Below are 22,628 nucleotides of genomic sequence, written 5' to 3' on the forward strand. Positions count from 1 at the left end.
AACTCCTCTCTGGAAGGTTTACCATTCAACCTGATCAAAACGCATATCTTTATAGTAGAACTCTTTATCATGATCCGTAATCTCCCGAAGAACTCTGCATGGATTTCCAACAGCGATTACATTCGCAGGAATATCCTTGGTTACCACGCTGCCGGCACCAATTACACTCCCTTTGCCAATGGTGACTCCTGGTACAATAATCGCTCCGCTTCCGATCCACACCCCATCCTCGATGACCACGGGTAATGCAAACATCCCGCCCTCTTTGCGCTTTTCTGGATGTACAGGATGATTCGTTACAGCAATCGTAACATTCGGGCCAAACATGACATCGTTACCGATGGTAACTTTATAGTCGTCAACCACGGTGAGATTGAAATTGATATATACATTATTTCCTACGGTTGTATTTGAACCGTACGACATGCGAATGGGCGGCTCCAACCATACATGTTCTCCAATGCTTCCAAAAAGTTGTTTCATTAACGTTTTGCGTTTTTCAACATCATCCGGATGCAAATGGTTAATTTCATAGCATAACGCCTTACCACGCTGGCGTGCTTTGGCCAACGCTTCAGCCTCTTTCGGATAATTGGCATCATCATCGGTGAATAATTGTTTGCAAGCCATTCGTTCCTGGATATTCATTCGAAATTTCTCCTTTGTATATAAATTTAGATTCAATTGCATAAGTCTTGGTTATGATCAGGTTTTTGCAAAGTTTCTGGTAAGATTGTTAAGCCACTTAAACTGTCGGTATCGTATAAAAGCAATGGGTAATTTAATCACCTCGTCTAAGCTGATGACGATATACAAAAGGATCGGTGGTACATGCCAAACAAAAGCACATAGGTAACTAAGCGGCAGAATAATGAACCACATAACAACCGTGTCACACCATAATCCAAATTTAGAATCCCCACCAGCTGTGAATATGCCCGCGATCGTTGTGGAGTTTATCGATTTGGCTATACAATAATAAGCCCCAATGTACAGCATGCCATCTAGGTAACTTTGAGCCGTTGGATTCAAATTGACGATGGAATATATCAATGGTTTAATGAACAGAATCGTGCAGCCTGCAATGACTCCAAATATCAAAGCATAAAAACACATTTTGTTGCCCGCATGCTTTGCTTTCTCGATTTCACCCTGCCCCAAATACTTTCCAACAAGTACAGAACCCCCAGTAGCAATGCCTCCACAGAGTACAACTGCTAGATTTTTAACTACAGACGCTATGGAATTTGCAGCTACCATATCGGAGTTCACATGGCCAATAATGGCAGCAGTCGCGGTAAGAGCTCCTCCCCAAACGATATAATTCCCCTGTACAGGCAGCGTATATTTCAAGAAATCTTTTAATAAATTCCGTTGAATGCCGTCATATATGGGCATCATACGAAAACGAATGGGGCCCTTGGTGATGGAGTGAAACATACAACATGCGAGTTCAACAACCCGTGCCAAAACCGTGGCAAGAGCTACGGCTGAAATGGCCAGTTCGGGCCTGGACGGGAACAAAACAAAAAGGCAAATGGCATTCAACAAAATGTTTAAAATCAAACATAAGGAACTAATCCATGCACTAAGTTTTGCATTTTCCATACTTCTAATCACACTGAGATACATCTGGGATATTCCCATCACAAGATAAGAAAAGGAATTCATTTTCAAAAATCTTGAGCCGTATTGAATCAGTTCTGCATCATTGGTGAATAAACGCAAAAGTGTATCCGGAAAAAAGAAGGAAGATAAACCAAACAAAATAGAGACACAAAGGGAGAACATGCAAGCGATGTTAAAAATGCGCTGTATGGTTGAAGTATCCTTCTTCCCCCAGTATTGCGCAGTGAGGATACTTGCCCCCGCTGATATCCCCATGTAAAACAAGGTTAATGCAAAGGTAATTTGCCCTGCGAGTGATACCGCTGACATTGCAGATTGGCTAATCATACCCAGCATAAGTACATCAACGGATATGACGGTTGCCGATATTAAATTTTGTAATGCAATGGGAATGACAAGCGTCATTAACTCCCGATCAAAATCACGATGGCCAGTTCCTTTGAGTCGTATGCGGTTTACCACCTATATCCTGTCCTCTCTGCTGATCTTCACAATATAAGGATAGGATATTATCATTGTTGTTTCCATTAATATTGGCTATAATTTTATAAAAATCGTATATTTCTAAAGGATGGTCTCTTTGATGACAAATTTAGAGGTATTTTCGGATTTATCGGAACGTTTGAATTATAATCTTCCTGATTTACCGCTCTATGTCCGAAAGGGAAGCCTGCATCAATTTAACAATTATGCTGCAGTCGCGCATTGGCATTTGGACATCGAGTTTATCTACGTACTGCAAGGATCGATGGACTTCTCTGTCAACGGAAAGATCACTCGATTGCATCAAGGGGATGGGCTTTTTGTGAATAGCCAGCGTTTGCATTTCGGTTATTCTCTTGCAGACCATAACGATTGTTTATTCCTTGTCGTCGTCGTTCATCCCTCGATCCTTGGCGAGAAGACTTCATTTATTCAAACATACTGGGGGGAAAAGTTTAGTTTAACGATGGCTGATTTTGTTGTGCTTACCGATCAGGTTGATTGGCAGCAAAGCATATTACGGTCCATTCAAGAAATCTATCAGGAAATGCACAAGGACCATGCTCCTCTCAATCCGCTTCGTCTGGCATCACAAGCTTTATCTTTGTGTGCAGCAATAGGGGACCATTTGCAGCCCATTTCTGGGCAACCTGGAGTATTGACGCATGTCCAAGAAATGACTCGTTTCATTCATCAAAATTATGATCAAAAAATAACTCTCGAGGACATCGCCTCTGCAGGAGCTGTTTGCCGAAGCCGCTGCTGCACATTATTTAACAAGTATGTGGGCCAGACGCCGGGCAACTATGTCACTCAATATCGCCTTCAAAAAAGCTGTGAAATGTTAAAAGAAACCCGAAGATCCATAAGTGAAATTGCACTTGCCTGCGGTTTTCAAAGTGCTAGTTATTTTTCGTCCATTTTCCGTAAACAGATGGGCATGGTTCCGCAAAATTATCGAAAACAAGTTGCGAATATCGACTTAACGTGAATCAAGGTAATAGGGGCACCCTTGAAGATGTTATTTCTTTAGCTAAAACAAAAAAATGACGGGACAATTATGGCCCCGTCAAGTCAATGCAGTACCAATGGATAAGAAAAGATCACTGCAAGTCCAGTAATTTTTGAACCGTGAGAAGAACACCGTTTTCTTCGTTTGACTTCGTAATGAAGCTCGCTGCCTTTTTCGTATTTTCACAAGCATTACTCACTGCAAAACTGTATTTTGCGATGGCCATAAGCTCCACGTCATTCTCTCCATCACCAAATGACATGGTTTCCTCGTAGGTGACGCCCAACATTTCTTGCAGTTTCTTCACTGTCTCACCTTTATGCGTATGCAATGCGGTAATATCCAGCCATCTGGCTTCCGAATCAACAATATAAATTTGTCCACCCAACGTATTCTCCACATGCGCTCTTAATGCTGTACTTCGCCCCTCCGTATCGAAGACCGTAATTTTGATAAAACGGGTATCTATGTTTGCAAAGGAATCTGTTTTCACTACACGTTCATAAGAGCCTTTAACCACTTTGTACATATCTTCTGAAATGGAAGAATGAACGTAAGCAGCGTCGCTTGCACAGACGATCAGGGTCATGTTGTTGTCAAAGTCTTGAATTCGATCAATCGCCTGTAGGGCGAGATCCCGATCAATACTAAATTCTTTAACCACTTGGCCATCTTTTTTAATTCGAGCAGCACTGTCACCCAGTATCCAAACGCCTTTGCCATGCTCGTCAAACAATTTTTCAACACGTTCACATTGTTTGCCGGTACATGCGACAAATGTGACTCCTTTTTGCTGCATCTCTGCATAAACTGTTTTGAAAAGTTCGACATCGTACAGACCTTCATTGTTCAGAAATGTTCCATCTAAATCCGTGACTACAAGTTTAATCATTGTATTCGCCTCCTGTGAAATTTCATAAATTACTTTTTCAGACACTTTATAATAGTGATTTAAAAAGTATCTAAAAAAATCATAACGACTTGGTAACATGCTTATCTATGTTCTACTCGCTACAAAACAAGATTAAAATATGTAACTGGTTTCATGTCAATAAATGAATTGCAGAAATGTTTTCCTTTATCCATGAACGCAACTGATCGGCATCGAAAGCGCGTTCATCTGGATCGGACGGAGAACCTTTATCCCCCAAATACAACAAAATGGACATTCGTACCCTTCGGGCTGATGTGAAAATGATGCTGTCACCGTTCTCATTCAATTCCTTTTTCCTTTCATGTTCGAATTGCTGTCGTTTCCCGCTAGTTTAATAGCTTGGTAAGAAAAATTTCCAATGGTTGTGTATCAAGTAATAGGCATCCAGCATCTTGATAGCCTAGCTTTCTATAGAAATGTTGAGCGCCTTCATCAGCCTGGGTGGATGTCATGACCACGTTGAAGTCCTTTTGTTCCATTTGCTCCTCCCAGAAGAGAACAACTTTACTCCCTGCATCTTTGACCAGAAACGGTTCTTCGATCCAAATCATGTTCATAACGGTATGTTGTCCCAAAAATAACCATACTTCATTCATCCGATGTTACTTCCATCCAGGTTTCTTATGATATTGGATTTATTGAATTATTGTTTCCCGTTAGCGTAACAAAATCCCACTCCATGGTCGAGTGGGATTTTGAAAGAACTTCTCTTTTGTGGAAATATCGTTCCGCTAAATCAAGGGAGAGTAGTATTTCTAACATACTTCATTCCAACTCTAAAATTGATTTGCCACTAATTATCGTACCATTATTCTTACCCTCACAGATTTCTTTCATCGAACCTGGTTTATTGAAGTTAAACACATGCATTGGCAAATTGTAGTCTCTTGCCAAAATGAAAGCTGATTGGTCCATTACCTTTAAGTTGTGTTCTAAAACGTCGTTGTAATGGAGCGAACGAAATTTCTTTGCATTTTTATCGAATTTAGGGTCTGCATTAAGAACACCATCAACACCTTGCTTTGCAACTAATAAAGCGTCACAATTAACCTCGATGGCTCTTTGTACTGAAGGATAGTCTGTTGTAACGTAAGGTTGACCGTTCCCTCCTGCAAAAATTACAATATAGCCTTTTTCTAGATGGTGAATTGCTTTTAGACGGATGTATGGTTCTGCAACTGAAGTAATAGGTATAGCGGTCATTACCCGTACTTCCTTTTTGGTCTTGGCTTTAAGAACTCCACGAAGCATTAAACTATTTACTACAGTCGCAAGTGTTCCAATGTTGTCAGCTTCTGCCCTTTCTATCCCCCAGCTTTCCGCCATATTACCTCGAAAAATATTACCCCCACCAATAACTAATGATACTTCAACTCCTAAGTTTACTATTGACATAATTTCATCAGCGATATGGTCCAATCTTTCCGGCTCAAAACCAAATTCAGAGTTTCCGGCGACTGCTCCGCCACTTAGCTTAACGAGAACTCTTTTATACCTTGACAATTATTACACCCCCATAAAATAAAAACACTAAAGCAATAAATGCTCTAGTGTCCTAATGGAATGGAAATATGAAATTACACAAGCCGACTGAATATAAGTCTTACGCTTCCACCTCATACCCCCACCCCTTCCATGTTTTTCCGTTAAGTAATTTTACATTACGTGAGGCTTAATTGCAATTACCGTCAATATTAAATCTGCAAGCAATTTCAATAAGTTATAGAATGATTTACGATGATCCGTATCAAAGAAGCTACCTTGCCACTATACTGCCCGTTAACTTAATAAACTTCCTCTGTCACTGGGAACCAAGTAATTATTACAACATTACAACTACTCTTACTTAGTGAACACTCCTTCAAAGCTCATACATAACTTGAAGCTGGACTTTACACTAGGTGAAGCATTCTGGACTGGGAGTCAAATCGATCAGATTCATGGAAAAATCGCAATATTCACTTTTGTTGTCTGGGACATTCTCCACGCTATCGTTGGGATCGGCGCAGCGATCATATCTGTTTATTGGTCCCTTGATTGGTCTATTGTTTCACCCAATCCATAGTTTCATTAATTTCCTGCCGGCAGTCTGGCAACTTGATTAACTTGTTCAAATAACAAAGCGTTTACAGATGCCTCCATCCCCAATCTATAGCTAACCAACAGCACAGCAACCTTCAACGGTTGCTATCTTGCTATCTTTGCTTTTGGCTCTAGGGTCTTGCTGTACGTTTTGTATTATTCATGACCTTCGTTCATTTTCAAGTCATTTTTTAGTCGCTCCAGCTGCAAAAGATGATGTCTGTAGTGCATTTCGATTAACAAAAACCACTCTGTAGCGTTTAATTCACCGAGTCTCGGGTGAAGAACTTTCTTATGATCGGGAGCTTGGTACAGATCAGGTTCCTTACTTTTCATACGCTCCATTACACGATTAAGACCATCGGACAGCTGCTCTTTATTCTGCGGTTGCTGTGGGGTGTATTGCGGCGAAGCAGGTACCCGTATCCGAACCTGCGGGAAGCTCCCTAGTTTAAATACTGCCTTCCCCTCCTCCGTTTTCTCTCCAACGGTGCTCAATGAAACATCATGATCTGCTAAACATTGGTCAACATTCTTCAAATGCATAAATAGCGCGGATTGAATCAAATGCATGTACATTTGCCCGACGGACCATTCCTCCTCACACCTTTTATGGAGCAATTGCTCCATATCGAGGTTATTTAACTCGCTTAAATACTGACCGATCGTCTCTTCAAGCGATTGCAATACTTTCTCTGTTTCTCTCATTTTTCGAACAACTCCTCTTCTTGTTTTGCTATACCTTCATCATAAAAAAATGCTGCTGACAACAGTGTGTCAGTAGCGTTTTGTCATTTTTTTGCCCCTTCTTGATCCCGATCACATAGTATGAGACTACTGCTTTTAATAGCTAATTCGAGATTAACATCATCAACCCGCTCCCCGCCCAAAGTAAGTACCCGGCTTGAATAATGATATATAATACTTTTTCCATAAGCGTTAGTTTTCTTTGTCTTTTAACCTTTCGTAATTGCAGATAAGAAATGAAGGAACCAATGAGTAATAGAATCACTGCCACTTGATTAAGCGTATCTAATACCGTTATGATATTTCATTCCCTTCACAGTTATAAAATGAGTTAAAACCAAGAGTAATCACCCTCCGTTGCCAATCCACCTGTTTTTAATAGCAGCGCCCATGATGATGAAGACTTTTTTTCCATTGCTTATCCCCTTCATATTTGGCTGCTGCAATTAGAACGGAATGGGTTACATAGATCGTTACGCTAATTTGAATTTCAATTCCAATTTTGACTTGAGGCAGATTTACGCTTCCCCATACCTCGTTAAGCTTGTTCCATTTCAAGGTTCCTTTCCTCAGACTTCACCGATGGTTCTGCCTGAGAAACTTTGTCCCGGAAAGCCCGGCGACTTAGCAAGCCTACCAAAAGCGCTAGCATGGTCAGGCCGGCCGCGAACAGGTAGAGATTCACGATCCCGATATATTCGGCAAGCCCAGCCATGCCCAGCAGCGAAATGCAAAATACGAGATGCATAAGAGAAGCTTGGGCAGATAACACCTTGGGCAGCAAAAGTTTAGCTACGCTGCGCTGAATTAAGGTGCGCCGGTTAATAACGGAAAGCTCTGCGAAAGGCCCCATTAACATAACCAAAATAAGTGCAACGTATGGCTCTGTATTGAGCGCGTAAAGTGCGGTTAGAACGCCATAACCGGCCATGCCGATCATCATCACCGCTAAATAGCGGTTGCCGATGGTTTTTGCCAGTGCCAGTACCAGCATTCCACCACCTATTGTTCCTGCAAAATAAGCGGCATTGATAAATCCCCACCATTCTTCGCCTTGTCCAAGTGCGACTTGAACGAACGCAAGGGTAAAGGCGCCAACCCAAATCGAACCGCCAAGCATGTCGATCATGTCCATAAACGTAAGCACCCGCAGGCGAGGTGTTTTCCATATCATCTTCCAGCCTTCGGTCAGCGTATGCCATCTGGATGGGCCAAGTGCCGGTATTTCGTCAGAGGACGCGTTCAATGCCTTATCTCCAGATCCCGATTTCGTTGGTTCTTTGACGCCCAGCGTAAATGCCGCGGCAAGACCATAGATAACAGCCGTCAGCAACAACGTGGGGCTGGCACCCAGAAATGCAACGACGATGCCGCTTAATCCCCAGCCTGCGAATTGCACGACCTGATCGCTGACGCTAATCAGCCCGTTGGCTTTAAGCAAACCTTGCTCACGCGTTACTAAACGTGGTATAAGTGCATTTCGGGCCGGGGTTGTCCATCCGTCGAGAAAAGACATTACGAATACGAGTGAAAATACCAATACAAGCGATGAAGCCTCTCCATGAAGCTGTAAATAAACGGCCAGGCAAACGAACAGCAGGAATTGCCCCACTTGCGACAATAAAAGAAGGTTGGACAACTTGAAACGATGGATCAGCAAAGGCGCAATCAGGCTGCTCAACATTTGAGCCCCGCTGCGCATCAGCGGCATCAGCGCCGCCGATACGAGAGACTCGGTCCGATCAAGGACCAGCACCGTAAGCGCCATTATGTAAAGCACATCAGCTGCATTCGCCGCGGTTTGGGTCGTCCACAGGAAATAAAAAGGACGGGTCAGATTCGATGACTTCATGACAAATTTTTCTCCATTTCTTAAAAGTTACTTATTAAACAACAATAAGAGTCATTCTTAAAAAATATTCAATAAAAATAAGATTAATGTAATTAAAACAGTTTTACAACAAAAAACAGGAAAAACATAACATAAGTAAGCAGCAGCGGGTTCTCGAACGATTTATATGCATCTTCACGTTTTTTTTGGGTTTTCCACACATTCTATAAATTCGAGCACACTGTTAGCTGTTGGCTTCGTCTTTTGTTTATGCAAGAGTATCCTTTATTCCTTTCGTTCCACTTTATACGGCAATTGAATGATGAATCGGGTTCCTTCGTTCACTTTACTTTCGACTTCAATTGTCCCCTGGTGGGATACAACGTATTGTTTGGCAATCGATAAACCTAAACCGGTCCCCCCGCTCTCTCTGGTACGAGCTTCATCGGTGCGGTAGAAACGGTCAAAGAGATACGGTAAATGTTCTGAAGCAATACCAATACCGGCATCTTCCACAATCAGTGTCAGTCTTCGATTGTCCTTATTCAACATTCGAACGAATATTGTCCCTTGATTCGGTGTATAGTGAATGGCGTTTGTAAGCAAATTAATCAGGACCTGTTTCATTCGATACGGATCCACGAATAGTATGGTTCTGTCAGTTGAAACCTCCATTTGAATCGAAATCCCTTTTTCTTCAGCAAGAGGCTCTAATTCATAGCAGAGCTGCTGCACTAGATGTGCCAGGTCAGTATCCGTTTTATTTAGAGTTAACTTCCCCGCTTCTGCTAATGATAAGGTTCTTAAATCCTCGACTAATCGATTCAAACGAATAAATTCGTCCTGCAAGGGAAGAAACATCTGGGGGGACACGGGTTGCCCCTTCTGCTGCAGATCGTCCAACTTCCCTCCAATAATGGTGAGAGGTGTTCTTAGCTCGTGAGCGATATCTGCGCTTATATTCCGCCTTAATTCCTCCGCTTTCTTTAGCTTTGCTGACATCTGATTGAATGCGTCTGCAATTTTTCCATATTCATCATTCACTTGAAAATGAGCCTGCACACCAAGCTCACCTTTTCCTAACCGTTCTATCGATGAAATAAGGACTCTTAACGGAGAAGCCAGCCACCTTGATAATTGGTAGGCGATAAGAAGAGCGAGTAAGATCAGTAGCAAACCGCTCCCGATTAAAACAATAACAACGGATATCGGAATGCCGATCAGCATTTTATTGAAATACGCCACCTCTGGATCGTAATAATACAACTGTCCAATGGGTTCTCCTTGATTGATGATTGCTTCCGTTACCCCAAGTCGAGTTATTAATTTCATAGGCGAGTTGCCCTGCAACAAAATGGTTTGTTTATCGTTGTCCATCACAAGAAGGCTTGGACGCTCCTGATCGATCTCCTGCAGGAGATCGGTTTGCCCAACCCCTTCCCATGATCCATCATTATGCACATAATAGTCGGTTAGCTTGGACGCAAGAAGTGTCATTTCGTCATTGCGAAATTCATGAATGCTCGCCTCAATCGAACGTTGGACAACAAAGTGGGTTAGTGCAACAAAAATAAATATAATTCCCACAATCGTCAAAGCCATCGTTATGAAAATTTTAAGATGAAACCTCATGCCTGACCTCCAAAACGGTAACCAAAACCGTAAACGGTTTGAATGTACTTTGGATTCTCAATATCATCCTCAATCTTCTTCCTCAGTCGGCTGATATGGGCATCCACCGTTCGCTCCACGTTAATTAGATCATCATCCAGGGCAGCCTTTAGCAGCTGCAGGCGGCTGTACACAATGCCCGGTTTGGCGGCCAACGTGTACAAAAGCTTGAATTCGGTCGGCGTCATACTCATTTCGGCCCCCTGTTTCCATACCCGATACTGTGAACCGGAGATGATCAAATCACCTCTGACCAAATGATCTTCAACCGCAGAATTGCCATTCAATCTTCGCAAAACCGAACGAATGCGAGCTAATAGTTCTCTCAATGAGAAAGGTTTGGTCATATAATCATCCGCTCCCACCTCAAGGCCTATAATCTTGTCCATCTCGTCCGACTTTGCAGTCAGCATGATAATGCCTGCCTGACTTCTTTTACGAATTTCACGGCAGACATCGAGCCCGCTCATATTCGGCATCATCCAATCCAGAACCACCAATGCCGGGTTCACTTCCTCGACTTTCGAGAGTGCCTCCATTCCGGTTTGGGCCGTAACAATCTGAAACCCTTCGTTTTTCAGAAAAGAACTCATGAATTCCAAAACTTTCTCTTCATCGTCTACTAACAACAGCGTTTCAGCCATGATATACACGCTCTCCTTTCCCTTCCCACCGGTCATTATAGCGAAAATATAAGGGCCAATGTAATTATCATGATAACCGCAAAGGATCGTAATAAGTTCACAACAATAGTTTGTTAAAGTAACGATAGCTCAGGCACTGCAAGATTCAAAACATCTGGATCGGTAGATTACATTAGGAGAGGAGTGAAACCTATGGCTTATCGACTAAGTCATAAAAAGAAATGCATATTCGTCGCCATACACGTTATTTCTGCATCTTCGTGGATTGGCGGTACATTGGGGATGCTCCTGCTGGGCCTATATTTGTATAACGTTGCAAATGGAGAGCAACTGGCCTACACATTGGCCAGCATGGAAATCATTGACGAGAACTTGCTCAAATATCCGGCCCTGATGACTTTGCTGACCGGCATCCTGTTGTCGATATGGACGCAATGGGGGCTCGTCAAGCATTACTGGATCGTCATCAAATTGATTCTTACCTTAACCACGATCCTTATCGGCATCTTTTTCCTGAATCATTGGACAGCTTCTCTTGTGGATATGGTCAACGAAACAGGATTTGCAACCTTGCAGGATCATAACTTCCGGTCGAAATGGTTAGCGATCTTACTCACGGCAAGCTTCAACTTATTATGCCTGTTTATCATGGTGTTCATCACTTATTTTAAACCATTCGGGAAAATCAAGAAGAGACGCGCCACCAACTCATATAAACCATCGGAGAGGAACTGATATGGAATGAGAACCAAAGACATTTTGAGGGAAAACTTGCTTTTGATCCTCGGACTAGGTGCTATAGCACTTATTAGACCTATTATGAAAATAACCGGGGTAATGGACTTAATCGGTCAATCATTCGGGAGCATTCTAATGACATTATTCATTTCCTTGACTTGGCTGATTATCGTCCTGATCAGGAAAGTTTCCGCGCCAGTAACCATTCTGATCGGAGCGGGTGTTTGTTATGCTTTTTTCGCAATTCTGCTTAGCGGCATCTTATCTCCCGTGCTTGATGGTAAATTACAGGGTCCTTTAACCAATCCTCTTGCCATTGCAAGCGTCTTTGCGACAAATGCAATATGGGGATTCATTATTGGCGGAATAGCTAAAACGCTAAGTCGTAAAAGCTAAATCCAACACGCCTTGCCTTCTATAATCGCCAGGTATTCAACCACATATTTGCGATTGCTGCGTCCGCCTTCATACGCAACGCCGATACGGACTTCTCGCCCATCCGAAAATGCTTATTTGGCTTCTACCCCATTGATAGAAGCCGTTTTTGGATATATACACTGTAAAAAAAAGTTATAATCGAGTCGATAAAAACAGCCCTAAAAAAATGAAATTATTAGGACTGTTCAAGTTAACAAAAGCTATTAAGTTGTAACTAGGCAAGGAGATGTTATCTCACTTTTATCTCACAACAGCAACATGTCAGTTTTACACCATCCGCTGTCTCATCGCCTCAAACAACAGGACCGTTGCCGCCATCGCGGCGTTCAGCGACTCGGCTTGTCCCTGCATCGGGATGGTGATCGCATCGTCGACCCGCCGGGCCGTGGCATCGGAAATGCCCTTACCCTCGTTGCCGATGACCAGCCAAACGGACTGCGTAAAATCATAACTGTAGCACGAGTGCTCTGCCTGCAGTGACGTGCTGACAAGTCGTACGCCCGCCGCTTTTGCCTCAGACAGGATCGTTTCCAGATCGCCTTCCACGATCGGCAAATGGAACAAAGAGCCCATCGTAGATCGAATCGTTTTCGGATTATATACATCGGCAGAGCCGGCACCCAGCACTACGCCTGCCGCTCCGGCGGCGTCGGCACTGCGAATGATCGTTCCTACATTGCCCGGATCCTGCACGCCATCCAGCACAACGACGAGTCCTTTCGCGTCTGACCACAGGTTTTGCAGCGGTTCGCTGCTTTTGCGCACCACGGCAAACACAGGCTGGGGCGTCATCGTATCCGTACATTTTGCAATGACCGCTGGGGAGACGCTAATCCACTCCACGTTCTGAAGCGGCGTTTCCAAACCGGCCAGTTCCTTCGGAATGCCGCGTTCCCCGTCGTAAGCGATGCATTCCAGATCCGCGCCTGCGCGCAATGCCTCCTGCACGAGGTGAATGCCTTCAATCATATATTTATGCTGACGGGTACGATGCTTCTTCTCCAGCAATTGTGCCCATTCTTTCACGCGGTTATTTTGAGGTGATACGATATCCATGATTCCATCCTTCCCGTTCTCGGGTCATTTCTTTCGCTTATTTGGGATACGCCAGCTCCATCTTGGTCAAATGATCCTTGTGGCCCACGATAATGAGCACGTCCCCTTCTTCGATCCGATCCTCGGCATACGGCGAAATGTTCATTGAACTGCCTTGGCGAATCGCCATGACGTTACAGCCAAAGCGCGCTCGGATATTCAGTTCCAGCAAGTTTTTGCCGATCATCTGCTCCGAAGCCTTCATTTCGAGAATGCTGTAATCTTCGGACAACTCGATATAGTCCAAAATGTTGGGCGAAGTCAAATGATGCGCAACCCGCAGTCCCATATCCCTTTCCGGATAAATGACCTTGTCCGCTCCGATCTTTTGCAGCACTTTGCCATGAAGCTCGTTCTGTGCTTTAACAATCAACACCGGAACGCCCATATCCTTCAAAATTAGCGTCGTCAGAATGCTCGCTTGAATGTCCTCGCCAATCGCAACCACCACGACGTCAAAATTACGAATGCCCAGCGCCCGCAGCGCTTCTTCGTCGGTGGAATCGGCCGATACCGCATGCGTTACGATATTCGACATCTCTTGAGTCCGTTGTTCGTCCGCATCGATGGCGAGTACGTCAAAGCCCATGCTGCTGAGCGCATTCGCCACACTGGACCCAAAACGTCCCATGCCAATGACGGCATATTGCTTCTTTGCCATTAGGGTCTAACCTCCCGCTCCGTGCTTCAACATCCTTCGTAGTATACCACAAAGACCGACAAACTTGAATGCGCTCACGGTCTGCAGGGTACAGTATAAGGGCAGCCGAATATACGAGGAGGGACTTGCGATGCCAATTACTTTAAGCCTGCGTGAAGCGATTGTTCATAAGGTTCATGACAAAAGCGATGCCCAGCTCCGCGAAATGATTGAAGGTTCTGTCGACGGCCCTGAAGCGGCCTTGCCCGGACTGGGTGCCATTTTCGAAATGATCTGGAAGAACACCGATCCTGCCAAACAGGATGAACTGATCCAGGTAGCACAACAGCATCTGCACACGATTCCCGTTAAGCCCCTGCGATAATGTCGGGAATGGCCGGGAATAGACTGTCACCCGTTATTACGTTGTTCTGTCTGCACACAGCATTTGCCTGATCGGTCCGAATTATGCTCCGCGGTTCTTAACTTGCGGCATTGTTCAGTAAAGCCGATTGGCTTGGCTTACCGAATCACAAAAACAAGGTACAGCTCTTGATGAGCCGTACCTTGTTTCCTATGAAAGCCCATGAACTGCACCATCAACTTTATCGACGGACGAACTGAATTAAAAAAAGACCGAAACACCCTTCACAGGGGCTTCGGTCTTCCTTTTGTTGCTTTGCATAACACACGTAACTTGTTTTATTAAACGCTACTCCTAGAAAAACGAGGCTTATGGCGCCGTCTCCAGGAACTGGGCGGTTGGGTTTTTGTCCATGGCCGTTCTCATTGCATATTCATTTTCGAACAGGACCACGTAATTTCCTTTTTTGTCCTTCACCAACGCCGAATTGATGCGGAACTTGCTCGGGTCCAGATTCTCGTCGATGATCCAACGGGCGAACTGATACGGCATGCGCTGAAGCTGCACGTCCACGCCATACTCGCCTTTCATGCGGTATTCGAACACCTCGAATTGGAGCTGGCCGACTACGCCGAGCAGCGTTTCATCGAAGTTGACCGTCTGGAATACCTGGATGGTGCCTTCTTCGGTCAGCTGGTCGATCCCTTTTTGATATTGCTTATGCTTGAGCGCATTCTTCACCGTGACTTTGGCAAAAATCTCAGGAGAGAACGTAGGCAGCTCGTCAAAGACGATTTCGCTGCCTTGGCTCAGGGAATCCCCGATGCGGAAGATGCCTGGGTCGAACAAACCGATGATATCGCCGGCGTATGCCTCTTCCACGATATCCCGGTCCTGTGCCAAAAATTGCTGCGGCTGCGACAGCTTGATTTCTTTGCCGACACGAACATGCTTGACGCTCATGCCGCGTTGGAACTTGCCGGATACGATGCGCAGGAACGCAATGCGGTCCCGGTGTGCAGGGTTCATGTTGGCCTGGATTTTGAATACGTATCCGCTGAATTTCTCGTTCGTCGGTTCAATTTCGCCAGCCGTGCTGCGGCGAGGCTCCGGTTTCGGCGCGAGCTGCAGGAAGTTCTCCAGGAACGTTTGCACGCCGAAGTTGTTGATAGCACTGCCGAAAAATACTGGCGTCAATTCGCCGCGCTGTACTTTTTCCATGTCGAACGGATCTCCCGCCACATCCAGCAGCTCCAGGTCCTGACAGAGTTGATCATGCAGGTACTCGCCCGCCATCTCGCGGATGACCGGATCTTCATATCCGTCCACTTTTTGCACCTTGATCGTCGAATGGTCGTCCCCTTGGAACAGCTCCACCTGATTTTTCATCCGATCGTACACGCCGCACAGATCACGTCCCGATCCGATCGGCCAGTTCATTGGCACGGAACGGATACCCAAGACGTTCTCCAGCTCTTCCATCAGATCGAACGGGCTTTGCCCCTCGCGGTCCAATTTGTTAATAAACGTAAAGATCGGAATACCGCGTTTCGCGCAAACCTGGAACAGTTTGATGGTCTGTGCCTCGACCCCTTTGGCCACGTCGATCAGCATGACCGCGCTATCCGCCGCCGTCAGCGTGCGGTACGTATCCTCGGAAAAGTCTTGGTGACCCGGTGTATCCAAAATGTTGACGCGGTGTCCCAAGTAATCGAATTGCATTACGGAGGACGTTACCGAGATCCCCCGCTGTTTCTCGATTTCCATCCAGTCACTTGTCGCGTGTTTGCTGGCTTTCCGTGCTTTGACCGTTCCGGCGAGGCGAATCGCGCCCCCGAACAGCAACAGCTTCTCGGTTAGTGTCGTTTTACCCGCATCCGGGTGAGAAATGATGGCAAACGTCCGGCGTTTGTCCACTTCCTGTTGTAAAATCTGATCTTCAGCTTTGCTCATTCCCTCTATTCCTTTCGTCCGTTCATTCTAAAGTTCAGTCTCCGGCAGTCGCCGGAAGGTTATTCATCGATATGCAGTCCGGCATTTGCCGGTTGATGTGATCCGCTGGCGTTCAAACCTATGCTTGAACCATTTTACGCATTTACAACGGAGTTCATCCTCCCTGACCTGTTGTATTATTGCATGCCGTTACTTAATATGTGTATTCAACTTTCCTATTGTACCATAATCCCGGCCGAAAATAACCGATTCCATGCCGCAGAGTTCATCCTTTTTCGCAAAAAAAGAGCACCCGCGGCCCGGTTAAGGCTTATGGGTACTCAATCCTGCTTTTGAGCATACACTTCGTATTAGAAAATCAATGCATCCAGGGCATATTGACCGCCGCCTGTAAGTGCCAATGCAACCCCGACGGCCAGAATGGCCAGGTTGTATTCGTATCCGTTTTGCGTAGACCAGTAACCGTTAGCTCCATGCACTTTGACAATGGCAATGACCATCGTGAGCGCAATCAGAACGCCGCCAACCGGAGTGAGCAATCCCAGGGCCAGCAACAATCCGCCGCCAAATTCCGCAAGTCCTGCAAGCAAGGCAACCACCGCACCCGGTTTCATGCCCATCGATTCAAACCAACCGCCTGTGCCTTTAATGCCGTAACCCCCGAACCAACCAAACAGCTTTTGCGCGCCATGCGCCATAAACGACAGTCCAATCACCAAACGAAGCAACAACAATCCTACATCCAACATGCTTTTCTCCTCCTATCAAATATATGCAAAATAGTATTCTTAGAATAAAGATATTATGCTAAAATATTTCCTTCATGAATGATTCTGCTCTGTATCCCCTTCTGCCGCGCCTTTTTCATCTCATGAATCTTTGGGTGATCCCCGCATCGTGCCGACATCACTTTTTCTTTTGCGTAATCTCTTTATGTCCTGGAATGAGTATATGTTATCTACTTACTTTTTGTCAATAACTTATTTTAGTAATGTTATTACCATTATTATCATCATCGCGAAAAAAGCCCGAAAAACGCATAATGATGCGCTTTCCCGAGCTTCGCATATCCCCTGTCCATACGTTCAACCAAATAGGTTGAGCCGTATTTCATCTATTTTTCACCTGATTAATGATTGAATTGCCACACCACTTCGTCTTCAGCCTGCCCGTTTACCGGCCACCAGTGGAATCCGTCTTGTTCCAGCAAAGCATTCGTTGCTTCCGGTCCCCAGGTTCCTGCCGGGTAGGTGTGCAGTTCCCCCATGTTGTTCGACCAAGCCGCAGCAATGCGATCAACGAAGGACCAAGCCGTCGCAACCTCGTCCCAACGCGTGAAATACGTGGAGTCCCCTTCCGCCGCATCGTGCAGCAAACGTTCGTATGCCTCCGGCGAATTGATGCCGATCATGCAGCTCTGGCAGAAATCCATGGCTAAAGGTTGGATTTCCGAATCCGAGCCCGGTTTTTTGGCATTGATTTTGATATAGATGCCTTCCATCGGATTCACGCGAATCACGAGCAGGTTCGGCTCCAATTTGTACTTTTGACCCAGGTACACGTTGCTCGGCATCGATTTGAACTCCACGACGATTTCGGTCGTTTTGACCGGCAGCCGTTTCCCCGTCCGGATATAAAAAGGAACTCCTGCCCAGCGGAAATTGTCCACGAAGACCCTTGCTGCAAAATACGTCTCGGTCGTGGACTGCGCATCCACTTTGTCCTCTTCCCGGTAACCCGGCAGAGGTTCGCCGCGGAACGTTCCTGCCCCGTACTGGGCCCGAACCACATTCCGGCGCACGTCTTCATCCGAGGAAAACGGGCGCAGCGAGCGAAGCACCTTTACCTTCTCGTCCCGAATATCCTCGGGATACAAACGGCTGGGCGGCTCCATCGCAATCATGGCCAACATTTGCAGCATATGATTTTGCCCCATGTCCCGCAGTGCACCCGAGTGGTCGTAATATCCGCCGCGCTCTTCCACGCCGACCGTTTCCCCAAGCGTAATCTGTACATTGGCAATATGCTTGTTGTTCCAGAGCGGCTCAAAAAAGGCATTGCCAAACCGGATTACTTCGATGTTCTGCACCATTTCCTTGCCAAGGTAGTGGTCGATCCGGTAAATCTCTTCTTCTTTGAACACTTCTCGAATCTGCTCGTTCAACTTCTCCGCCGAGGGCAGATCATAGCCGAACGGTTTCTCGATGACCAGCCGATTCCATCCGCTGCCGTCCAGCATGCCTCCATCACGGAGACTGTAAGAAACGCTGCCGAACAGCTCCGGCGCAAGAGCCAAATAGAACAAACGATTGCCCGGAATGTTGAATTGTTCTTCCAGCCGTGCAGTCTGGACGTTTAACTCCCTGAAACCATCCACATCATTGATATCCAACGAGGTATACTCAAAATGTTCGGCAAACCGATTCCACTTCTCTGTTTCCTCCACAGGGTAACGACAAAATTCCTTGATCGATTCGAGAAGATCTTCTCTGAATTCCTCGGGAGACCGTGGGCGGCGCGCTACGCCAATAACGGCGAAATCCTCGCCTAATTTCCCTTCCCGATAAAGACTATAGATTGCTGGAAACAGTTTCCGGCGCGCCAAGTCTCCGGTCGCCCCAAAAATGAGAAATATTGCGCCTGGCGTCTGAACTTCGTGCTGCATTTGTTTTTCGACCATGAGCTCCTCTTCCTCCCGCAAAAGCGATTCATATCGCTTCTTTGATTAAGTCGTAGAAGTTACCAGTTTTAGTCAAAACATATGTCATCGCCTGCAGAGTTGATGACATTTTAGCATAAAGCATGAATACTTGCATTAATTTTCCTGTCGCTTTCTATCAATATTCAATCGTTATCACCGGGAACCCTACCGTAATTCGATTCTCTTCCCGATTTTGGTCCGTGTGTACGGCCAGCTGCATGTTCAGTTCGCGAGAGGCGCTCGCGATGGAAAGCGGCAGCCCGGGTACTTCGTAAGATACGGCCACCGTGCCGTTGTCCGTATATCGCTCCGCCTCGTGAACATCAAGCCGGGAAGCCATCGCTCGTTCGGCCTGCTCCAGTTGTTCCCCTGCATCTGTCTGCGACGCAGCTTCTGCAGGTGTACTGCCCTGCATGGCAAAATTCCACGCCGCCTGAAGCCCTGCTTCGTTCAGCAGCCGCCCGACCTCCTCATGCAGCGCGAGGAATGCGTTCATGTCCGATTTCTCATCGGCCGTTAACTGCACGATGAGATAATACTCGCCTTCGTCAACGACGGCTGCGTTTACAAGGACCCCCGCCTGCAGCTCTCCCCCTTGCCGTTCGCTGCGGTATACCTCATGTCCCGTTTGAATGGTTTGTTTGGGTTCAGGCAGCCCAAGCTGCCGGGACAATACGGATGCGGCTGTCTGCGCATTTCCCTTTCCCTGACCCTGCCATTTAACGATCATGCGATCCGCTTGATCCATGGCCAAATGGCCGGTATGTATAAGTGCTTCAAGCTGTGTTCTTTCGGATTCAGACTTAAGCGGCTGTTTGTCCGCGTACACCCGACTCACTCCGACCAAAACGATAACCAATGCAAGCATCATTCCCGCTTTCATCCAATGTGCCTTCATGTTCAGCCCGCCTTTTCTATAATCTATCAATCTATCAACAGCATGCCCCGGATGATCCGGCTGTAAACGCAGCAACACAAAAAAGCCCAACCTGCCATAAAGAGGATGGCAAATTGGGCTTCCGACCGAGTCAGGAAGGTATACCTGATGATCAGTTATTGCATTTTCTGCAATTAGTGCAGTTTTCGGGTTATCCGTTCATTCGATATGTTCGGCCCTGCTCAAGGCATAGCTCGCTTTTATTCGGCAAGGCCGTTTTTATATGCGTAAATCGCTGCTTGCGTGCGATCATCCACGCCGAGTTTGGCCAAAATGTTGGTCACGTGGAATTTGACGGTTTTGATGCCGATCACGAGGTCGTCCGCGATGTCCTGATTCGACTTCCCTTGCGCCAACAGCCTCAGCACGTCCATCTCCCGATCCGTAAGCTCTTCATGGGCAGGCGCGGTCGCCTGCGGTTGACGGAAACGGTTCATCATTTTGGAGGCCACCTGGGACTCCAATACAGACTGGCCGCGAGCGGCAGCACGAATGGCATCGGCAACTTCGTTGGCCCTTGACGTTTTCAGCAAATAACTGAACGCGCCCGCCTCAATGACCGGATACATCTTCTCGTCATCCAAATAACTCGTAAGCACAATGACCTTGCATTCCGGATACATTTTAAGCAGTTGTCGAGTTGCCTCGATGCCGTCCATGCCCTCCATCACGAGATCCATAAGCACCACGTCCGGTTTGTACTCCTGAGCCAGGCGAATGCCTTCTTCTCCGCTGCCGGCTTCGCCCACGACTTCAATGCCGTCCTCCGTATCCAGCACCGCGGCCAGACCGATGCGCACCATTTCATGATCGTCCACGAGCAGTACCTTGATCGACGTTTCGTTATCCGATTCCATCTCGATTTCCGTTTCCGTTGCCATGTTCTTCCCCGCTTTCATCGTTCATCAAAGGTATCGTAATCTCAATTCTTGTTCCCTTCCCGGGAGCGGTGACAAATTGGATCGCTCCACCGATTTCCGTAACGCGCTCACGCATGTTCGCGAGCCCATAGGAGGCCTGCTTCTGGTCATTCAACTCAAAGCCTTGCCCGTCATCGCGAATGAGCACCCGAATCGCATCCATTTTGCGCTGCAGCCGAATCTCCATTTTGTCCGCCTTCGCATGGCGCAACGTGTTGGACATGGCTTCCTGGATGATCCGGAACAAATGGTTCTCAATGCCCTTCACCAAGTGAATGTTGTCATCGATTTCAAGCACGATTTCCATCGGCACTTTCGTTTTCAATTCCATCACCAGGTCGCGAAGTCCCTGCTCCAGCTGTTTACCCTCCAAGTATACCGGCCTCAAGTGGAGCAATAATGCGCGCATCTCCGATTGCGCGACGGATGCCATCTCTTCGATGAGTGCCACTTGTCTCTGTGCCCGATCAAAATCTTGGCCCATTTTGCGCCCGACTGCCGTCGCCGTCATGGAAATGGCGAACAACTGCTGTGATACGGCATCATGCAGTTCGCGAGCCAAGCGCTGTCGTTCCTCTACGATCGCCGTAATGCGCGCCTGTTCCGCAAGCTGTGCATTATTGGTGGACAAACGCTGCAATGAAGTCACCTGTTCTTCCCACTTTTTGCCGATGCGTCCGAGTTGTTCACTCAGGCGACCCACATCATCCGGGCCGAGATCGGGCACCGTACGAGAAAGCGATCCTTTCTCCCATTGAAGCAGCGTTTCCCGCAGCAGTTCAAGCCTTCGTTTGACGCGGTAGCTTTGGTAAAACCCGAATATTGCCCCGATGGCAACCAGGAGCAATAGCAGCGGCAGACCCGCTTGGAGCAAATGCCGCCAGCCTGCAAAAGGAGCCAAAAAACCATATGTATACAATACATACAAAATGACGGCCAGCACAACGAAAACAAGGAGGATCCCCTCACCCATGCTTCGGGTTACCATATCGGCATGTCGTTTCGTTTTCAACAGGGTCTCCTCCTCTTTGCTTTTATTAACTTACTACGGTTTACTGATGAATAAGTCGCCAACAATATAGGAAATGACAAATTTTGCTTTATGTTCACTGGATTCATATCCAGGAGTTCTCCATACCAGTTTGTTCATCATTCCGCTGTCCTGCTCGCCCAGAAATTGAATGCGCCCGAACAAGACAGAGGCTTCGATTTCGACGCCGTAATCTTCAGGCAAGTTTAAACGTACATTTCCCATGACACCTTGGAGCAGTACGACGGTTTGTTTTTCTTCCGGCAGGGAGAGGGACAGATCGGCATTCACTTCGCCGAGAACATGCCACAGGCTCATGCTGCGCAGCGTCCAAGGCGCACGATCCCAATAATAACGGGCCATAAAGTTTTGTTTGCGCATCACTTTTTGATGCAAATCCATCTTTTTGTTATTTGAATAAAAATAAGCGAGTGAACCAAGCACAATCAAAAACACGATCATTAAGTTGTCCAACAATAGCAAGCCTGCGCCGATGCCCAGACAACGGTAACCTTTGCGCGTATCTCCTTTGCGGACTTGAAGCATCCCGATCGTTAACAGGATGAGTGCGGCAGCCGTCAGCACGTTAATATGGCGATTCAGCAGCATCACAACGCCGATGGCAATGATCACTACGGCAAGCCATTGCGCTTTTCTGTTCATATCTGCCACACCTCCTCTGTATGCTGGTGAACCCTTGTCGTTGGAAAAGCCATACCAGGCATCTTTCATCCCGTATGGCTTTACCTTTTACTCTACAAACCGTTCTCTATTCACGA

At 46.4% G+C, this 22,628-nt stretch carries 21 protein-coding genes and 1 pseudogene; 4 read left to right on the forward strand and 18 right to left on the reverse strand.

The annotated features are described in order from the left end of the window. Nucleotides 1–18 precede the first annotated feature (18 nt). Entirely contained in the window at nt 19–648 is a 630-nt protein-coding gene (locus RSX24_RS29550) for a DapH/DapD/GlmU-related protein (RefSeq protein ID WP_236414783.1), read from the reverse strand. Between the two features lie 57 nt (nt 649–705). Next, nucleotides 706–2,091, reverse strand: a complete 1,386-nt coding sequence (locus RSX24_RS29555) for an MATE family efflux transporter (protein WP_343262635.1) — start codon at nt 2,089–2,091, stop codon at nt 706–708. Between the two features lie 121 nt (nt 2,092–2,212). Here RSX24_RS29555 and RSX24_RS29560 point away from each other — a divergent pair, with 121 nt between their 5' ends. Next, nucleotides 2,213–3,103 carry an AraC family transcriptional regulator gene (locus RSX24_RS29560; protein WP_343262636.1) on the forward strand — a complete coding sequence of 297 codons (891 nt, stop codon included), beginning with the start codon at nt 2,213–2,215 and terminating at the stop codon, nt 3,101–3,103. 112 nt (nt 3,104–3,215) lie between these two features. Here RSX24_RS29560 and RSX24_RS29565 read toward each other — a convergent pair whose 3' ends face one another. The 7 genes and pseudogenes from RSX24_RS29565 to RSX24_RS29595 all read right to left on the reverse strand — a co-directional run bounded on the left by RSX24_RS29565 (nt 3,216) and on the right by RSX24_RS29595 (nt 11,033). After that, a complete protein-coding gene (locus tag RSX24_RS29565) occupies nt 3,216–4,016 on the reverse strand; it encodes a Cof-type HAD-IIB family hydrolase (RefSeq protein WP_236414790.1) in 801 nt (266 codons plus the stop codon). A gap of 368 nt (nt 4,017–4,384) precedes the next feature. Beyond that, a pseudogene (locus tag RSX24_RS29570) lies at nt 4,385–4,650 on the reverse strand (N-acetyltransferase); the annotation flags it as partial. 173 nt (nt 4,651–4,823) lie between these two features. After that, a complete protein-coding gene (pyrH, locus tag RSX24_RS29575) occupies nt 4,824–5,561 on the reverse strand; it encodes a UMP kinase (RefSeq protein WP_343262637.1) in 738 nt (245 codons plus the stop codon). A 735-nt stretch (nt 5,562–6,296) separates the two neighbouring features. After that, nucleotides 6,297–6,848, reverse strand: coding sequence for a DinB family protein (locus RSX24_RS29580; protein WP_343262638.1), 552 nt, complete (start codon nt 6,846–6,848; stop codon nt 6,297–6,299). 577 nt (nt 6,849–7,425) lie between these two features. Further along, nucleotides 7,426–8,739, reverse strand: coding sequence for an MFS transporter (locus tag RSX24_RS29585; RefSeq protein ID WP_343262639.1), 1,314 nt, complete (start codon nt 8,737–8,739; stop codon nt 7,426–7,428). A 264-nt stretch (nt 8,740–9,003) separates the two neighbouring features. Then, on the reverse strand, nt 9,004–10,350 hold the full coding sequence (locus tag RSX24_RS29590) for a sensor histidine kinase (protein ID WP_343262640.1): 1,347 nt from the start codon (nt 10,348–10,350) through the stop codon (nt 9,004–9,006). After that, nucleotides 10,347–11,033 (reverse strand): response regulator, encoded by a 687-nt coding sequence (locus tag RSX24_RS29595; protein WP_236414797.1) that lies wholly within the window; start codon nt 11,031–11,033, stop codon nt 10,347–10,349. The genes RSX24_RS29590 and RSX24_RS29595 overlap by 4 nt, the downstream gene beginning before the upstream one ends. Nucleotides 11,034–11,225: 192 nt before the next feature. Between RSX24_RS29595 and RSX24_RS29600 the strand changes: the two genes are divergently transcribed. Both RSX24_RS29600 and RSX24_RS29605 read left to right on the forward strand, forming a co-directional pair. After that, nucleotides 11,226–11,768 (forward strand): hypothetical protein, encoded by a 543-nt coding sequence (locus RSX24_RS29600; RefSeq protein WP_343262641.1) that lies wholly within the window; start codon nt 11,226–11,228, stop codon nt 11,766–11,768. 6 nt (nt 11,769–11,774) lie between these two features. Next, nucleotides 11,775–12,167 (forward strand): hypothetical protein, encoded by a 393-nt coding sequence (locus RSX24_RS29605; protein WP_343262642.1) that lies wholly within the window; start codon nt 11,775–11,777, stop codon nt 12,165–12,167. Between the two features lie 309 nt (nt 12,168–12,476). On the opposite strand, the gene RSX24_RS29610 is transcribed toward RSX24_RS29605, so the two are convergent. Both RSX24_RS29610 and RSX24_RS29615 read right to left on the reverse strand, forming a co-directional pair. Further along, entirely contained in the window at nt 12,477–13,265 is a 789-nt protein-coding gene (locus RSX24_RS29610) for a TrmH family RNA methyltransferase (RefSeq protein ID WP_343262643.1), read from the reverse strand. 37 nt (nt 13,266–13,302) lie between these two features. Then, on the reverse strand, nt 13,303–13,965 hold the full coding sequence (locus RSX24_RS29615; RefSeq protein ID WP_236414817.1) for a potassium channel family protein: 663 nt from the start codon (nt 13,963–13,965) through the stop codon (nt 13,303–13,305). Between the two features lie 130 nt (nt 13,966–14,095). Between RSX24_RS29615 and RSX24_RS29620 the strand changes: the two genes are divergently transcribed. Next, a complete protein-coding gene (locus RSX24_RS29620; RefSeq protein ID WP_339274615.1) occupies nt 14,096–14,329 on the forward strand; it encodes a small acid-soluble spore protein SspI in 234 nt (77 codons plus the stop codon). A 348-nt stretch (nt 14,330–14,677) separates the two neighbouring features. Here RSX24_RS29620 and RSX24_RS29625 read toward each other — a convergent pair whose 3' ends face one another. The 7 genes from RSX24_RS29625 to liaF form a co-directional block, all read right to left on the reverse strand. Next, nucleotides 14,678–16,261 carry a peptide chain release factor 3 gene (locus tag RSX24_RS29625; RefSeq protein ID WP_236414821.1) on the reverse strand — a complete coding sequence of 528 codons (1,584 nt, stop codon included), beginning with the start codon at nt 16,259–16,261 and terminating at the stop codon, nt 14,678–14,680. 350 nt (nt 16,262–16,611) lie between these two features. Then, complete coding sequence (locus RSX24_RS29630) at nt 16,612–17,010, reverse strand: DoxX family protein (RefSeq protein WP_236414823.1); 399 nt, start codon at nt 17,008–17,010, stop codon at nt 16,612–16,614. A gap of 380 nt (nt 17,011–17,390) precedes the next feature. After that, on the reverse strand, nt 17,391–18,941 hold the full coding sequence (zwf, locus tag RSX24_RS29635; RefSeq protein ID WP_236414825.1) for a glucose-6-phosphate dehydrogenase: 1,551 nt from the start codon (nt 18,939–18,941) through the stop codon (nt 17,391–17,393). Nucleotides 18,942–19,098: 157 nt separating this feature from the next. After that, nucleotides 19,099–19,860: a YwmB family TATA-box binding protein gene (locus tag RSX24_RS29640; RefSeq protein WP_343262644.1), complete on the reverse strand. Its 762-nt coding sequence runs from the start codon at nt 19,858–19,860 to the stop codon at nt 19,099–19,101. 239 nt (nt 19,861–20,099) lie between these two features. Next, complete coding sequence (locus RSX24_RS29645) at nt 20,100–20,756, reverse strand: response regulator transcription factor (protein ID WP_236414886.1); 657 nt, start codon at nt 20,754–20,756, stop codon at nt 20,100–20,102. Beyond that, nucleotides 20,743–21,831 carry a sensor histidine kinase gene (locus tag RSX24_RS29650; RefSeq protein WP_343262645.1) on the reverse strand — a complete coding sequence of 363 codons (1,089 nt, stop codon included), beginning with the start codon at nt 21,829–21,831 and terminating at the stop codon, nt 20,743–20,745. Before RSX24_RS29650 ends, RSX24_RS29645 begins: the two co-directional genes overlap by 14 nt. A gap of 33 nt (nt 21,832–21,864) precedes the next feature. Next, on the reverse strand, nt 21,865–22,512 hold the full coding sequence (gene liaF / locus RSX24_RS29655; RefSeq protein ID WP_236414831.1) for a cell wall-active antibiotics response protein LiaF: 648 nt from the start codon (nt 22,510–22,512) through the stop codon (nt 21,865–21,867). Nucleotides 22,513–22,628 lie beyond the last annotated feature (116 nt).

This window comes from Paenibacillus hubeiensis (assembly GCF_032334105.1).
GTDB classification, from domain to species: domain Bacteria; phylum Bacillota; class Bacilli; order Paenibacillales; family Paenibacillaceae; genus Paenibacillus; species Paenibacillus hubeiensis.

Bases quoted from the DNA above. Each gene is read 5' to 3' on its own strand.
- RSX24_RS29550 (WP_236414783.1), bottom strand. From the start codon at position 648: ATGAATATCCAGGAACGAATGGCTTGCAAACAATTATTCACCGATGAT.
- RSX24_RS29560 (WP_343262636.1), top strand. From the start codon at position 2,213: ATGACAAATTTAGAGGTATTTTCGGATTTATCGGAACGTTTGAATTAT.
- RSX24_RS29565 (WP_236414790.1), bottom strand. From the start codon at position 4,016: ATGATTAAACTTGTAGTCACGGATTTAGATGGAACATTTCTGAACAAT.
- RSX24_RS29580 (WP_343262638.1), bottom strand. From the start codon at position 6,848: ATGAGAGAAACAGAGAAAGTATTGCAATCGCTTGAAGAGACGATCGGT.
- RSX24_RS29585 (WP_343262639.1), bottom strand. From the start codon at position 8,739: ATGAAGTCATCGAATCTGACCCGTCCTTTTTATTTCCTGTGGACGACC.
- RSX24_RS29590 (WP_343262640.1), bottom strand. From the start codon at position 10,350: ATGAGGTTTCATCTTAAAATTTTCATAACGATGGCTTTGACGATTGTG.
- RSX24_RS29595 (WP_236414797.1), bottom strand. From the start codon at position 11,033: ATGGCTGAAACGCTGTTGTTAGTAGACGATGAAGAGAAAGTTTTGGAA.
- RSX24_RS29600 (WP_343262641.1), top strand. From the start codon at position 11,226: ATGGCTTATCGACTAAGTCATAAAAAGAAATGCATATTCGTCGCCATA.
- RSX24_RS29605 (WP_343262642.1), top strand. From the start codon at position 11,775: ATGAGAACCAAAGACATTTTGAGGGAAAACTTGCTTTTGATCCTCGGA.
- RSX24_RS29610 (WP_343262643.1), bottom strand. From the start codon at position 13,265: ATGGATATCGTATCACCTCAAAATAACCGCGTGAAAGAATGGGCACAA.
- RSX24_RS29615 (WP_236414817.1), bottom strand. From the start codon at position 13,965: ATGGCAAAGAAGCAATATGCCGTCATTGGCATGGGACGTTTTGGGTCC.
- RSX24_RS29620 (WP_339274615.1), top strand. From the start codon at position 14,096: ATGCCAATTACTTTAAGCCTGCGTGAAGCGATTGTTCATAAGGTTCAT.
- RSX24_RS29625 (WP_236414821.1), bottom strand. From the start codon at position 16,261: ATGAGCAAAGCTGAAGATCAGATTTTACAACAGGAAGTGGACAAACGC.
- RSX24_RS29630 (WP_236414823.1), bottom strand. From the start codon at position 17,010: ATGTTGGATGTAGGATTGTTGTTGCTTCGTTTGGTGATTGGACTGTCG.
- zwf (WP_236414825.1), bottom strand. From the start codon at position 18,941: ATGGTCGAAAAACAAATGCAGCACGAAGTTCAGACGCCAGGCGCAATA.
- RSX24_RS29640 (WP_343262644.1), bottom strand. From the start codon at position 19,860: ATGAAGGCACATTGGATGAAAGCGGGAATGATGCTTGCATTGGTTATC.
- RSX24_RS29645 (WP_236414886.1), bottom strand. From the start codon at position 20,756: ATGGAATCGGATAACGAAACGTCGATCAAGGTACTGCTCGTGGACGAT.
- liaF (WP_236414831.1), bottom strand. From the start codon at position 22,512: ATGAACAGAAAAGCGCAATGGCTTGCCGTAGTGATCATTGCCATCGGC.